Consider the following 13,920-nt stretch of genomic DNA (forward strand, 5'->3'; position numbering starts at 1 on the left):
ATCCACAAAATTTACAACAACGAAACTTCGATAATTAGGAACATTATGTCAAAACAATTACTTCAAAAGCAAGCTGATACAATTAGATTTTTAGCAGCTGATATGGTTCAACAAGCAAATTCAGGTCACCCAGGTGCTCCAATGGGTATGGCAGATATTGCTACAGTTTTAAGTTCTCACTTAAATTTAAACCCAACAAATGAAAAATGGTTAAACAGAGATAGATTAGTTTTCTCTGGGGGACATGCTACAGGTTTAGTATATTCACTTTTACACCTTTGGGGATTTAACGTTAGTATCCCAGATATGAGAGAGTTTAGACAATATAACTCTAAAACTCCAGGGCATCCAGAATATGGTCACACTCATGGTGTTGAAATTACAACTGGTCCTTTAGGTCAAGGTATTGCAAATGCAGTTGGTTTTGCTATGGCTTCAAAATATGCACAAAACACTTTAGGAAAAGATGTAATCAATCATAAAGTTTATTGCTTTTGTGGTGATGGAGATTTACAAGAGGGTATTTCATATGAGGCTTGTGCAACTGCAGGACACTTAGAATTAGATAACTTAATTGTAATTTATGATTCAAATGATATTACAATTGAAGGTGATACTTCTATTGCTTGGTCTGAAAATGTTAAGAAAAGATTTCAGGCAATTAATTTTGAAGTATTAGAGATTGATGGACATAATTTTGATCAAATTGATAAAGCTATTGTTACTGCAAAAGCTTCTGACAAACCTGTTTTAATTATTGCAAAAACAGCAATTGGAAAAGGTGCAGCAACTTTAGAGGGAAGTCACCATACACATGGTGCTCCATTAGGTGAAGATGAACTTAAAGCTTCTAAGAAAAAGGCTGGTTTTGATCCAGAAGAGAAATTTGTAGTACCTTATGATATAAAAGGTTCTTTTGACAAATTAATCGTTGGAATTGAAGCTGAAAATGCATGGAATGCTTCATTATCTGCTGAAACAAAAGAAAAAATTGAAAAATTACAAAATCCAAATTTTGATGCAATTAAATATCCTGTATTTGATGCAGGTACTAGTGTTGCTACAAGATCATCAAATCATAAAATTTTAAATGCAATAGCAGATGCAATTCCTGGTTTCTTAGGTGGTTCTGCTGACCTTGCTCCATCAAACAAAACAGAACTTTCTGGTAAAGGTGATTTTCCACAAGGAAGAAATATTCACTTTGGTATTAAAGAACATGCAATGGCAGCAATGACAAACGCAATGAACCTTTATGGATTATATAGAGTATTCTCTGCTACATTCTTTGTATTCTCAGATTACTTAAAACCAAGTGCTAGAATTGCAGCACTAGCAGGAATCCCACAACACTTTGTATGGACACATGATTCTATTGGTGTAGGTGAAGATGGACCAACTCACCAACCAATTGAACATTTATCTCAGTTTAGAGCTTTACCAAACTTCTATACATTTAGACCTGCTGATGCAAATGAAAATGTTGAGTCTTGGAAAGTTGCACTTAAAATGAATGCACCAACTGCCTTTGTTTGTTCAAGACAAAATTTAGAAGTTTTAAAATCTGAAAAAGCATATGGTGAAGTGTCAAATGGTGGATATTTATTAAAAGAAAGAGAAGATGCAACTATAACAATTATGGCATCAGGTTCTGAAGTTATGTTAGCCCTTCAAACAGCTTGTAATCTTGAAAAAGCTGGAATTAAAGCAAATATTGTTTCTGTTCCTTGTTTTGATTTACTTATTGAACAAGACAAAGAGTATATTGATACAATTATTAAACCAAATACAAAAGTATTTGCAGTTGAGGCTGCAAGAGGTTTAGAATACTATAAATTTGCTGATGTAGTTTATGGTATGGATACATTTGGAGCAAGTGCTCCTGCTGGAAAATTATTTGAACACTTCGGTTTCACAACTGAAGCTTTAGAAGCAAAAATCAAAAACGATTTATAATACTTAAATAGGTGGGAGTTATCTCTCACCTATATTTTAAACTTAATTAGTCTTCAAATAGTTTTGTTGATTTTCCATCAAAACTTATTTGATTTTTCTTTTTCATATACTCTATATGTTGCTCTTTTGTTGAATTGTCATAAAAGTTTGTTAACTCTTTTCTTTGTTGCACAAAGTCAAAAAGAGGAACACCCATTCCACAAGAATTATTTACATTTAAGATATTTATTTCAAAAACTTGTCTTGCCGCTCTTTTAATAGGAAACTCTTTAATATATTCATCCCACTTTTTATCTTTTTCTTGAATGGTTTTTGCAGTGCAGTATAGTCTTAATATATTTGCTTCTCCTTCAAAGGCACAAAACATTATAGTCATTCTTTCATCTTCTAATAGGTGTGCCGCAGTTTCATTCCCACTACCAAAATAGTTTAACCATAATATTTTATTCTCATCAATGATTTTAAAAGTATCATCTAACCCTTTTGGAGATAGATTTATTTTCCCTTCTTTTGGAGCTGTTGCAACAAAAAACATTTTTTGTTTTTTAATAAACTCAATATCATTTTTATCTAATTTGTCAGTAATTTTTGCCATATATAAATCCTAAAAAATATAATAAATAGATTGTATCATAGATTCTAAAATATCAAATATACATGTGTTAAGTGATTATGACAATTTTTCTAATTTGATAGAGGAAGAGTTATCTTAAAAATGGCACCTTTTTGAATCTCTTGATTATAGTTATACTCAATATTATCCACTTCAATTGTACCATTCATATGTTTAGTAATTATCTCTTGGGACATGTATAAGCCTATCCCCGTTCCTTTGGAGCTATGTTTTGTTGTGAAGTAAGGCTCAAAAATACGCTCTTTTATATTCTTATTTATACCTTTTGCATTATCTTTTATCTCAATTATTACACTATTTTCATGAGTATATACCTCAATAAAAATTAAGCCATTTTCTATTTTGTTTTCTAAGATTGCATCTTTTGAATTATTTATAATATTTAATAAAACTTGTAGCAATTCCCTCTCATAGTTTAAAATAGAAATATCTTGTATTTGTTGTATTATCTCTATACTTTTAGTTTGAAATTGTGAAGATAAAAGTTTAAGTGTTTTATCGATTACATCTTTTAGTAAAAATTGATTTTTTTTCTTATCTGGCTTAAAAAAGTCCGTGAAATCATTTATTGTTTCAGCTAAGTGATTAGCACTAATTTGTATATCATCAACTGCCCTATATAAAAACTCATCATCTTTGATTTCTAATTCTTTGTTCAATTTTATACCACTAGTTGCAGTAGTAATAAGAGACAAAGGTTGTTTCCATTGGTGAGCAATATTTGCTAACATCTCACCCATGGCACTCAATTTACTTTTTTGAGCTAATAGTTCATATTGTTTTTGATTTTCATTAATATATTCTTGAATACTATCTTTGTATTTTCTAAATTTCTTTTCAATAATAAGTGAGATATAAAAGAATAGTGGCACTAAGATAATAATTGAAATTGAAAAAATAAAAAATAGATTTTTCAAATTATCTTGATATTCTTCTTCAATTCTATTTTTCTCATATGCAATAGCTTTAGAATCATCATCTATATAAAAACCAGTACTAATAGTCCATCTCCAATTTGGAATTTTTTTCTGATATATTATTTTTGATGAAACGATATTAGAGTTTGGTTTAAAAAAATCTAAAGTAACAAAACCCTCTTTAGTTTTTGTTATTTTTTTAATTGTCTCAATTGATTCAGTGGTATTTGTTTTTTCAAGAATTTTAAAAACACTTTTATTAATAAAATCTTTATTTATGTGGCTTATATATTTTTTCTCTTTATTTGTTACTATGAAATAACTATTCTTTCCATATCTTAATCTTTCAATCTGTTTTAAAATTTTTTCTTGAGTATCTTTAGAAAAGTCTTCAAGATATTCACCTGTACCAATAACCCAGTTTAATTCATGAAAGTTTTTAAGGAATCCTACTTTTTTATATTCTTTCTTATTCTTTTGTGATTTTATCCAATACCAGTTATAGAATACTTCATCCTCTTTTTTCAATAATTCAAGGGGTTCTTTTACAATATATGAACCTTTTGAATCTCTTGTACTATAAACATTTTTCCCCTCTAGTTCTGGCATCATTGGATGCAATTGATTTTTACCCTCTTTATCCAAAACAAAAAAGTAAGCTCTATCGTTGTTGAATCTAATCTCTCTAAGGGCAGCTCTAATCATCTCTTTTATTTCATCTTTCGAGTGATTATGTTTATATCTATAGTAGATACTTCTTGCAATTTTGTGAGTTTGTCTAACCTGATAAGTAAGAGATTTTTGAAGATTGTCTTCTAAATCTTTTTGTTCAGACACTATATAATAATAAAGATTATCAATTTGTTCTTTTATTGTTTGTTTTTTATTTTTTATAAAAGTGGCTTGAATCTCTTCTTTCAATTTATTAACTTTTGTTTTCTTTTCAATATATAAAAAAGTTGTTATAGCAATAGCAAATAATAATGCTAATATAGGTAAGGTGAACCTAATAAAAATTAATAGTTGTTTTTCATTTTTATAACTCATTATAAATTATACAAAACTTTTAATGAAACCAAATTGACATTCTTATTCTAATATATCAAGATATATTGATATATTAGAATTTTTATGATATACTTTCAAAATCAAAAGAGAGGAAAAAATCGATGGATATATTCTTAAAATCTGTTTCCGCATTAAATGACGAAACAAGAGTAAAAATAATCAAGTTTCTAAATATCCATGGAAAATGTTGCGTATGTGATTTAGAAAACTCTTTTGATATGATTCAATCTAGACTTTCAAGACATCTTAAAATTCTAAAAGAAGCAGGGTTTTTAAGAGTTGATAGAGAAGGGCGATGGGCATATTATACTATTAGAACACCTTTAGATGAGTTTCGTCAAGGTGCCATAAGAGAGATTATGACTTTAAATATTGAATTACCAAATTTAGTAAAGGCTTGTCAGTAATTACGCCAGTAGTAAATATGCTATTAATAGTAACTTTATTTTAAGCAATATCAAGAAGAAGTTTTTTGAAATTACCTATTGGTAATGAAAAAAAATACTTGAAGATAGTGTTTAAAAGAGAGTTATAATTTTGCAATAGTTTTGAGAGATTAAAGTTTAACTTTTCATCTCTCAAACTAATATATAAAAAAATTTCGAAGTACAATGTACGTCTAAAATTTTTTTAAACATCATTTTGAGGATTAAAACTTCTATTAATAATATATTTACTATTGGAGTAATTACACTTGACTGAAACACTTTTTGTATATGGAACATTGATGCCAAACTGTCCAAATGGACATGTTTTGGAAAATATTGTTGGAAAATTTGTACCAGCAACGGTACGTGGAAAACTAATAGATGCTGGATGGTCTGCAGGTATGGGATATCCTGGAATTAGACTTGATATTGATAGAGATACTATTCATGGGTATCTTTTTTATTCATCAAACTTGATTAATCATTGGGAATTTTTAGATGAGTTTGAAGGTGAAGAGTTTGTTAGAACACCAGTTACCGTTGAAAGATATGATGAACTTGAAGTTGATACATTCATCTATACTTTAAAACCAGAGATTTATGAATTAGCTGAAGAGTAACTAGTTAGTTACTCTTTTTTTATAAAATACATCAATATATCTTGATATATTAGAAACTTAGGAGATTAAAAAAATGATACAAGCTAGTGCTATATTTTTGATAACACTTATTTTTGTAATATGGCAACCCAAGGGTTTACAAATAGGAACAACAGCTGTAATTGGAGCAATTATTGCTTTAATAGTAGGTGTTGTAAGTTTAGATGATGTTTTAATCGTTACAGATATTGTATGGGATGCAACTTTAGCATTTATTGGGATTATAATTTTATCGATGGTTTTAGATGAGATTGGATTTTTTGAATGGTGTGCAATTAAAATGGCAAAACTATCAAAGGGAAGTGGGCATCTAATGTTTGTTTATGCTTTATTACTTGGAAGCTTTGTATCAGCACTTTTTGCAAATGATGGAGCAGCACTTATCTTAACTCCAATTTTACTTGCAAAAATGAGAATTTTACAATTAAATACAAAAACTATTTTAGCTTTTTTATTAGCAGGTGGATTTATTAGTGACTCTGCTTCTCTTCCTTTTGTCTTTTCAAATCTTACAAATATTGTAACGGCAAACTATTTTGATATAGGATTTTTAGAATATTTATCAAATATGATTATTCCATATATAGTAAGTACAATTGTTTCTATTGTTGTTTTATGGCTTATTTTAAGAAAAGATATTCCAAAAATGGTTGATGTAAGTTTACTTAAAAACCCTGATGATGTATTAAAAAGTAAGACACTATTTAAATTTTCATGGATATTTTTAGTACTTTTATTAGTTGGATATTTTGTTGGTGATGGATTTAATTTACCAGTTTCAGTATTTGCTTTAGGTGGTGGATTACTTTTCTTAATCATTGCAAGTGTTACAAAACATGCAAATGCTAAAGAGATAATCAAAACAGCCCCTTGGCAGGTTGTTTGGTTCTCAATTGGACTTTATATTGTTGTATATGGACTTAAAAATGAAGGTTTGACAGACTATTTGACCTTGATTTTAAATGATTTAGTTCAAAGGGGTGATGCAATAGCAATAATTGGAACAGGTTTCTTAAGCGCTATATTAAGTGCTATTATGAACAATATGCCAACAATCATGGTTATGGATATTGCAATGAAAGATATACCAAATGAAGCTTTAGCTTATGCAAATATAATTGGGTGTAACTTAGGTCCTAAGATGACACCATTTGGTTCTTTAGCAACTTTACTTTGGCTTCATGTTTTAAGTCAAAAGGGTGTGAAAATTGGTTTTTGGCAATATAGTAAGTTTGGACTAATTGTGACACCACCAGTTCTGTTTGTTGTGTTGTTGACACTAATATAAGGCTAATAGAATTTTATTGTAGTTTATTTTCACTAGAGCTTCACTTTGGGTACCCCAACATCAAAGATGTTGACCCTAAAGTTCCAGAATCGTTCAAATAAACTCAATAAAATCTTTTGGTAGCCAAATAGTTTAAAGCATATTTTAAAGGAAAAAAGATGGATAAAAAAGTATTGATTTTATGTACAGGGAACTCTTGTAGAAGTATTATAGCTGAGGCTCAAATAAATGCATTTATTGAAGGTGCCATATCTGATTCAAGCGGTGTAAAGGCAAGTGGAAGAGTTAATCCAAATGCACAAAAACTATTAGTAGAAAAAGGGATTTGGAAAGAGGAGTATCATTCAAAAACTATTGATAAAGTTATTGATAATAAATACGATTTAGTTGTAACAGTTTGTGACCATGCAAATGAAACTTGTCCAATGTTCCCAAATGCAGTGAAAGTTATTCATGTTGGTTTTGAAGATCCAGATGGAAAAGGTTTTGATGCATTTGAAGCAACATATGAAGAGATTTATGAAACTTTACTTCCTAAAGTAAAAGAAGAACTTGGTCTATAAGACGAAAGAGTAAATTATGAAAAAAACGATTGTATTGATGCTAGCATTAACATCGTTAGTATCATCATTAATAGCGAATGAATTAAAGCCATTAAACTTAGAAAAATATGTAAAGTCTTTTGATTTAAAAGAGCGAACAAATATGAAGGTAAAAACGGCAGAAATGTTGGTTCTTCTTGAGGAAGAAAAAGCTGTTCTTATTGATATAAGATTTAAAGAGGAGTTTCAAGTATGGAATATGCCTTTTTCAAAAAATATACCTTTAAATGAGTTACCAATTAGACTTGATGAACTACCAAAAGATAAGTTAATAATAACTGCTTGTCCCCACAATGATAGAGCAAACATAGCTAGAATTTATCTGAAAACTAAAGGTTACAATGTTAGATACTTAAGTGATGGTTTATTAAAAGTTGCAGATTTCCTAAGAGGTGATAATGCAGTAGAATTTTTGCAAGAATTAAAAAAGGATAAATAATGTTTACTTGGTGGGAAAAAATTGTTGATAATTTAGTTTATCAATTCATTGGAATGAGTAGTGATAGTACTTTCGGTAGTGCAGTTCATTTTTTTATATATGATACTGTAAAGATTTTAATACTTTTAGTAGCAATTATTTATATTGTAACTTATTTAAGAAGTTATTTCCCTGTTGAAAAAATTAGAGATTATTTAAGTGGAAAACATAAACTTTTAGGTCATATCTTTGCTGCACTTTTTGGAATAATAACTCCTTTTTGTTCATGTAGTGCAATTCCTTTATTTTTAGGTTTTTTACAAGCTAGAATTCCACTTGGAGTCACCTTCTCATATTTAATTTCAGCACCACTTAGTGATGCTGTTGTTATTGCATTACTCTTTTCACTTTTTGGGATTAAAATCACTTTACTATATATTGCGTGTGCTTTGATTATTGCAATTATTGCAGGGCTTGTAATTGGAAGTTTAAATTTAGAAAAAGAGATTTTATTAGAAGTTAAACCTGTTAGTTGTTGTGGAGACCCTTCAAATACTGAAACAATAAGTTTTAGTCAAAGAGCAAATGAAGCTTGGGCTGATAGTTTAGATATACTAAAAAAGATATATTTATATGTAATAGTTGGTATTGCAATTGGAGCATTTATTCATGGTTATATTCCATCTGAAACCATTGTTAAATATGCAGGTGGTGATGTTTGGTATGCACCAATTGTGGCTGTTATTATGGGAATACCTATGTATTCAAGTGCTGCTGGGATGATACCACTTGTTGAAGTTTTAACTTCAAAGGGAATGTTGCTTGGAACTGCCTTGTCCTTTATGATGGCTGTAGTTGCACTAAGTCTTCCTGAAGCAATGATATTAAAAAGAGTATTAAGTATAAAATTAATTAGTATATTTTTTGGTATAGTTGGGTTTGCAATTTTACTAGTTGGATTTGTATTTAATGCAATATTATAAAAGGGATTTTATGTTTAGAAAATTTTTCATAAGTTTATTTTTTTTAAGCTCTTTAGCTTTTGGAGATTTTTATGGTTTAAACCCTATAAAAATCACAAAAGATATTAGTTGTGTAATTGGAGATATAAATCCACCAACAAAACAAAACAAAGGTTTTGTTTCAAATATGTGTTATGTAAATATGGGAGATAGCTTAGTTGTCCTCGATGCAGGTCCTACATATATCTTTGCAAAAGAGTTTTATAATTTGATGAAAAAAGAGTATCCAACTCTTGATGTTTCCCATGTAATATTGTCAAACTATCATGATGATAGAATCCAAGGGGCATCTTTTTTTCAAGAAATAGGTGCAAAGATTGTAGGACATAAAACAATAAATGATGATATTGATGAAAACCCAAGTAAATTCGAAAGAATGAAAAACATCTTAGAGAAAGAGGTTTATAAAAATACAGAAGTTATTCATGCTGATACTTTAGTTGATGGTGGTTATAAGATTAAAGGTAGTACAAAAATCTTAGAGATTGTAAAACCAAGTGAAGTAAGTGAAGAGAAAAGTGACATAGCGATTTATAGTAAAGATGATAGCTTTTTGTTTGTTGGGAATATTGTATTTAATGGAAGATTGTTAAGTTATAAAAAAAGTTCAAATATCGATGGTTGGATTGAAGCTATTGAAAATCTTTCGAATATTCAAGCTAAGTATTTTTTAGGAGGTCATGGAAAAAACTTTGATAAGGATTCCTATAAACCTAGTTTAGAGTATCTTAGAATTTTAAGGGATGATGTTAAAAGAGCTTATGAAAATGATATTGATATTTTTGAAATTAAAAAACATGTAAATACTCAAGAATTTGAATATTTAAATTATTTTGAACAATTAAATGGTTTAAATATTACAACATACTATAACCAACTTGAGTGGGAATAATAAAAGAAGGAGAGAAAATGAAAATAGAAATTTTAGGAACAGGTTGTTCAAAGTGCCAAGCTTTAACTGAAAATGCAAAAAAAGCAGTAGCTGAAGCTGGAGTTTTTGCACAAGTTGAAAAAGTAGAAGATATGGTAAAAATCATGGAATATGGAGTGATGAGTACACCAGGTCTTGTTATCAATGGTGAAGTAAAAAGTACAGGAAAACTACTAAATTCTGAAGAGATTAAAAAGTTTTTTTAAAAAAGCAATTTTTTACTATATTTTAAATTGAAATCTTGATACTATAGCATCTTTTTTAAGGATGTTATATTTGAATAAAGAGCAATTAGGTCAATTTTATGCAGTATTAGCCTTCCTATTTTGGGGAGGTTTATCACCAATATATTTTAAAGAAGTTGCATCTGTAAACTCCTTTGAGGTTTTGGTTTATCGAGTAATCTTTTCAGTAATTTTTTTAATACCATTGATTTTTTATAAAAAAGAGACACAAAAGCTATTTTTTGTTTTAAAAGATAAAAGAAAAATCTACTATCTTTTTATATCTACATTTTTCATTTCATTAAATTGGCTAGTTTTTATATGGGCAATTGCAAATGAAAAGATTCTCGAGACAGCCTTGGGGTATTATATAAATCCGCTTGTTAATGTATTACTTGGCTTTTTAGTATTCAATGAAAAAATGGATAAAAATCAATATATAGCTATTATTCTTGCACTATTAGCTGTTTTATATCAGTTTATTTCACTTGGATATATTCCTGTTGTTTCTTTGGTTTTAGCAGTTAGTTTTGGAATCTATGGGATGCTTAGAAAGAAAATTGAAGTAGGTTCAATAGTTGGTCTTTTTGTTGAGGTTTTACTTTTACTCCCATTTGCATTTATTTATCTTTTTTATAACTATTTTAATGGCGGAATAGCATTTATTCAAAATAGTGACTCTTATACCTCTTTTATGTTAACTTTAGCAGGACTAATCACTATTATCCCTTTGCTTTTATTTAATGGAGCAGCAACTAGAATGAAACTTACAACTTTAGGTTTCTTCCAGTATATAGGACCCACAGTAGCTTTTTTTCTTGCAGTTTTTGTTTATAAAGAGGAGTTTAATATTGATAAACTTATTACCTTTACTCTAATTTGGATTGCATTGATATTTTTTTCATATAATTCTATAAAAAAAGTATTAATTAATAGATAATTAACACTTTCTTTATAAACTTCCCAGTTATTTTTTTAATTGGATGTGCAGATGAAATTAAATCAAAAAAAAGTTATAGAAAACAAAGATAGTATTTTCTATAAAGCGGTATGGAGATGGCATTTTTATGCTGGTGTTTTTGTAATCCCTTTTATGCTTATTTTGGCTACAACTGGTATTATGATGATGTATATAGGTTTCTTTGATGGACGAGATGGGGAAAGAATTACAATCCCTGTTCCTAAAGATAATACAATAATTAGTTTAGAAAAACAATCAGAAATTGCAAAATCTTCTATTCTTGGTTCAAATGTTGTTGAGTTAATAAAAGCTCCAAGTGAAGATAGAGTAAATGTTTTTAGATTAAAGTTAAAAGATGACTCTCAAACAATGGTTGCAGTAAATCCTTACACAGGAGAGATTGTAAATGATTGGAAAAGAAGGCAAGGTTGGTATGACTTAGCAGACAATATCCATAGTGACTTACTCATAGGTAAAACTGGAGATAGGATATTAGAGATTGCTGCTGGTTTTGCTATTATTTTAATTATTACTGGTTTATATCTTTGGTGGCCTCGAGGTAAAAAAGTAAATAAGGTTTTAGCTTTTGATTTTTCTTTAAAAGGTAGGGAGTTTTTTAAGAACTTTCACTCAGTTTTAGGGACTTATGTTGCTATCTTTTTCTTTTTATTTTTACTTTCTGGTATGTCATGGACAGGAGTATGGGGAGCTAAGATTGTACAAGCATGGAGTACTTTCCCTGCTGAAAAATGGGATAAAATTCCATTATCAAATAAAACTCATGCCTCTTTAAATCATGGTCCTAGTGAAGGTATGCCATGGGCGATTGAACATACCCCATTGCCAGCTTCAGGTTCAAAAGAAGGAATAGAGGGAACCTTAAAAGGTGAAAAATTAAATATAGATAGTATTGATAGATTAGCTTCAAGATTAGGTTTTGAAGGAAGATATAGAGTCTCTTTTCCTAAAGGTGAAACAGGAGTATGGACTTTAAATCAAGATACTATGAATAGCGAAGCAAAAAATCCATTTGATGATAAAACTGTTCATGTGGATAGGTATACGGGAAAAGTTCTTGCAAAAGTTACCTTTGATGATTATTCTTTTGCTGGAAAGACAATGGCTGTATCTATTCCTTTACATATGGGATTAGTGACTATTTGGAATCTACTTATAAATACTATAATCTGTTTATCTGTAATTGCTTTAAGTATCACAGGACTTATAATGTGGTGGAAAAGAAGACCAACTGGTGCAGGATTTAAACTAGTTGCTCCACCAATGCCAAAAAATTTACCCCACTGGAAAAATGCAATGCTTTTAATGCTAGCAGTATCTTTGTTTTTCCCACTAGTAGGACTTACTTTAATAGCTGTCTTAGCCTTTGACTTTTTAATTTTGTCTAGGGTTTCAGCACTTAGAAAAGTATTTGTTTAATTTGAGGGAATTAGCTATATCTATATAGTGGGTAAACTCTTATCCACTATTAGTTTTGATTAAATTGTTCTCTTAAGCTCAACTCTTCATGACTAGAAATAGAGTTAGTTTTATTTATACCCTCTTCTTTTGTTTCTTCAAGGGCAATTTTCAGACTTTGTAGAGTAGATTTAAACTCTTGCATATTTACTGATAATTCATCATCTTTTATATTTTTTGAGTCCTTTTCAATTTCAATCTTATCGTTACCTATTACTCTTTTTTGTATCTCTTTTATTTTGTCTTCTAGTTCTTTAAGAAGTTCTCTTATTTTATCCTCTGATACTTTTTTCTCTTTTGAATCTTCTATTTTTTCTTTTATTTGATTCATTAGTTTTTCTATGGATTCAAGTTCTGTTTTAGTTAATCCTGTTTCCATTAAAGAGAATAAATCATCAATAAGTTTTTGGGTAATATCAACTTCATAAGAACTCTTTGTAGTTGGTTCATCTTTATTTTTTGAGATACTATTAAAAAGATTTAATAAATCATCAAATTGATTGATAACACCTGTAAGTACTTTACTTAGCTCACTACTTGCAGAAACTTCAAGCATATCTTCAAAAGTAGAGATTTTGTCTTCTAAAAACTCTTTAATATCTTTTCCCTCATAGTCTATCTCTTGTAATTGGGGAAATGCAATAAGCTTATTACTATGAAAAGTTCCAGTAATTAGATACATGAAGTTTGTTATATCCTCATCTTTTTCAAGGTTTTCAACCATTTTAAATACTGATTTATTAAAATCATCATCATCGCTAATAACAGCAGTACTTAAAAGAGTTCCTGCTTTCATATCACTATTTAAAAGGGTTTCATCTATATATTCACCTGAGTCATCTTTTTTTAAAACAAATTTACCCAAGGTTTTCATTTGTTCATAAGATAAGTCTTCAATTTCATCATTACTGATATACCCATTATCAATGATTGATTTATAAAGTTCTTTTTCTTCTTGTGATAAATCATTTAAATCAAGTTTATCTATTAGCTTATCAAATTGCTCTTGGCTTAGTGTTGAATCATCATACTTTTCTAAATGGACAGGAACACTACTTTTGGTTGTTTTATCTAAGCTTTCTTCTATTAGCATAGTATTAAAAGAGGTGTTTTCTACCTTTTTATTAATGTCTTGTGTATTAAAGGAGTTTTGACTTAATCTATCAAGGTATGATTTAATTTGCATTTAAAAAGCCTTTTCATTTTTATATTACTTATAAGAAAAGTATACCAAAAGAGTGTCACATGTACAGTCACGGTTTTAATTTTTCTAAATTTTTAGACTCTATTCTTAAGTGCCTAGATTAGAATTTTTTGAATTTTAGGAATCTAAAGT

The 13,920-nt window shown here is 29.0% G+C and carries 14 protein-coding genes; 11 read left to right on the forward strand and 3 right to left on the reverse strand.

Annotated elements, in window-relative coordinates; all coding sequences use genetic code 11:
• The first annotated feature begins 45 nt into the window (after window positions 1-45).
• On the forward strand, window positions 46-1,956 hold the full coding sequence (gene tkt, locus AC2TY9_RS05025; RefSeq protein ID WP_489779837.1) for a transketolase: 1,911 nt from the start codon (window positions 46-48) through the stop codon (window positions 1,954-1,956).
• Between the two features lie 46 nt (window positions 1,957-2,002).
• On the opposite strand, the gene AC2TY9_RS05030 is transcribed toward tkt, so the two are convergent.
• Together AC2TY9_RS05030 and AC2TY9_RS05035 are read right to left on the reverse strand one after the other, a co-directional pair.
• On the reverse strand, window positions 2,003-2,551 hold the full coding sequence (locus AC2TY9_RS05030) for a pyridoxamine 5'-phosphate oxidase family protein (protein ID WP_489779838.1): 549 nt from the start codon (window positions 2,549-2,551) through the stop codon (window positions 2,003-2,005).
• Window positions 2,552-2,640: 89 nt separating this feature from the next.
• Complete coding sequence (locus AC2TY9_RS05035) at window positions 2,641-4,554, reverse strand: sensor histidine kinase (protein WP_489779839.1); 1,914 nt, start codon at window positions 4,552-4,554, stop codon at window positions 2,641-2,643.
• Window positions 4,555-4,676: 122 nt separating this feature from the next.
• On the opposite strand from AC2TY9_RS05035, the gene AC2TY9_RS05040 reads away from it, so the two are divergent.
• From AC2TY9_RS05040 to AC2TY9_RS05085, 10 genes are all read left to right on the forward strand, one after another.
• Window positions 4,677-4,982, forward strand: a complete 306-nt coding sequence (locus AC2TY9_RS05040) for an ArsR/SmtB family transcription factor (protein WP_489779840.1) — start codon at window positions 4,677-4,679, stop codon at window positions 4,980-4,982.
• Window positions 4,983-5,269: 287 nt separating this feature from the next.
• A complete protein-coding gene (locus AC2TY9_RS05045) occupies window positions 5,270-5,623 on the forward strand; it encodes a gamma-glutamylcyclotransferase family protein (RefSeq protein WP_489779841.1) in 354 nt (117 codons plus the stop codon).
• Between the two features lie 73 nt (window positions 5,624-5,696).
• Window positions 5,697-6,950, forward strand: coding sequence for an arsenic transporter (locus AC2TY9_RS05050; protein ID WP_489779842.1), 1,254 nt, complete (start codon window positions 5,697-5,699; stop codon window positions 6,948-6,950).
• Window positions 6,951-7,108: 158 nt separating this feature from the next.
• Window positions 7,109-7,513 (forward strand): arsenate reductase ArsC, encoded by a 405-nt coding sequence (locus tag AC2TY9_RS05055; RefSeq protein ID WP_489779843.1) that lies wholly within the window; start codon window positions 7,109-7,111, stop codon window positions 7,511-7,513.
• A gap of 16 nt (window positions 7,514-7,529) precedes the next feature.
• Window positions 7,530-7,991: a rhodanese-like domain-containing protein gene (locus AC2TY9_RS05060; RefSeq protein WP_489779844.1), complete on the forward strand. Its 462-nt coding sequence runs from the start codon at window positions 7,530-7,532 to the stop codon at window positions 7,989-7,991.
• On the forward strand, window positions 7,991-8,953 hold the full coding sequence (locus AC2TY9_RS05065; RefSeq protein WP_489779845.1) for a permease: 963 nt from the start codon (window positions 7,991-7,993) through the stop codon (window positions 8,951-8,953). Before AC2TY9_RS05060 ends, AC2TY9_RS05065 begins: the two co-directional genes overlap by 1 nt.
• Before the next feature lie 10 nt (window positions 8,954-8,963).
• Window positions 8,964-9,884, forward strand: a complete 921-nt coding sequence (locus AC2TY9_RS05070) for an MBL fold metallo-hydrolase (RefSeq protein ID WP_489779846.1) — start codon at window positions 8,964-8,966, stop codon at window positions 9,882-9,884.
• Window positions 9,885-9,901: 17 nt separating this feature from the next.
• On the forward strand, window positions 9,902-10,129 hold the full coding sequence (locus AC2TY9_RS05075; protein WP_489779847.1) for a thioredoxin family protein: 228 nt from the start codon (window positions 9,902-9,904) through the stop codon (window positions 10,127-10,129).
• Window positions 10,130-10,190: 61 nt separating this feature from the next.
• Entirely contained in the window at window positions 10,191-11,087 is an 897-nt protein-coding gene (rarD, locus tag AC2TY9_RS05080) for an EamA family transporter RarD (protein WP_489779848.1), read from the forward strand.
• A gap of 51 nt (window positions 11,088-11,138) precedes the next feature.
• Window positions 11,139-12,545: a PepSY-associated TM helix domain-containing protein gene (locus AC2TY9_RS05085; protein WP_489779849.1), complete on the forward strand. Its 1,407-nt coding sequence runs from the start codon at window positions 11,139-11,141 to the stop codon at window positions 12,543-12,545.
• Between the two features lie 49 nt (window positions 12,546-12,594).
• Here AC2TY9_RS05085 and AC2TY9_RS05090 read toward each other — a convergent pair whose 3' ends face one another.
• Complete coding sequence (locus tag AC2TY9_RS05090; protein WP_489779850.1) at window positions 12,595-13,770, reverse strand: hypothetical protein; 1,176 nt, start codon at window positions 13,768-13,770, stop codon at window positions 12,595-12,597.
• Window positions 13,771-13,920: the final 150 nt, after the last annotated feature.

This window comes from Arcobacter sp. ISO1 (assembly GCF_058105185.1).

Coding starts and splice junctions, on each gene's coding strand:
- tkt (WP_489779837.1), top strand. CDS start 46: ATGTCAAAACAATTACTTCAAAAGCAAGCTGATACAATTAGATTTTTA.
- AC2TY9_RS05030 (WP_489779838.1), bottom strand. CDS start 2,551: ATGGCAAAAATTACTGACAAATTAGATAAAAATGATATTGAGTTTATT.
- AC2TY9_RS05035 (WP_489779839.1), bottom strand. CDS start 4,554: ATGAGTTATAAAAATGAAAAACAACTATTAATTTTTATTAGGTTCACC.
- AC2TY9_RS05040 (WP_489779840.1), top strand. CDS start 4,677: ATGGATATATTCTTAAAATCTGTTTCCGCATTAAATGACGAAACAAGA.
- AC2TY9_RS05050 (WP_489779842.1), top strand. CDS start 5,697: ATGATACAAGCTAGTGCTATATTTTTGATAACACTTATTTTTGTAATA.
- AC2TY9_RS05055 (WP_489779843.1), top strand. CDS start 7,109: ATGGATAAAAAAGTATTGATTTTATGTACAGGGAACTCTTGTAGAAGT.
- AC2TY9_RS05060 (WP_489779844.1), top strand. CDS start 7,530: ATGAAAAAAACGATTGTATTGATGCTAGCATTAACATCGTTAGTATCA.
- AC2TY9_RS05065 (WP_489779845.1), top strand. CDS start 7,991: ATGTTTACTTGGTGGGAAAAAATTGTTGATAATTTAGTTTATCAATTC.
- AC2TY9_RS05070 (WP_489779846.1), top strand. CDS start 8,964: ATGTTTAGAAAATTTTTCATAAGTTTATTTTTTTTAAGCTCTTTAGCT.
- AC2TY9_RS05075 (WP_489779847.1), top strand. CDS start 9,902: ATGAAAATAGAAATTTTAGGAACAGGTTGTTCAAAGTGCCAAGCTTTA.
- rarD (WP_489779848.1), top strand. CDS start 10,191: ATGTTATATTTGAATAAAGAGCAATTAGGTCAATTTTATGCAGTATTA.
- AC2TY9_RS05085 (WP_489779849.1), top strand. CDS start 11,139: ATGAAATTAAATCAAAAAAAAGTTATAGAAAACAAAGATAGTATTTTC.
- AC2TY9_RS05090 (WP_489779850.1), bottom strand. CDS start 13,770: ATGCAAATTAAATCATACCTTGATAGATTAAGTCAAAACTCCTTTAAT.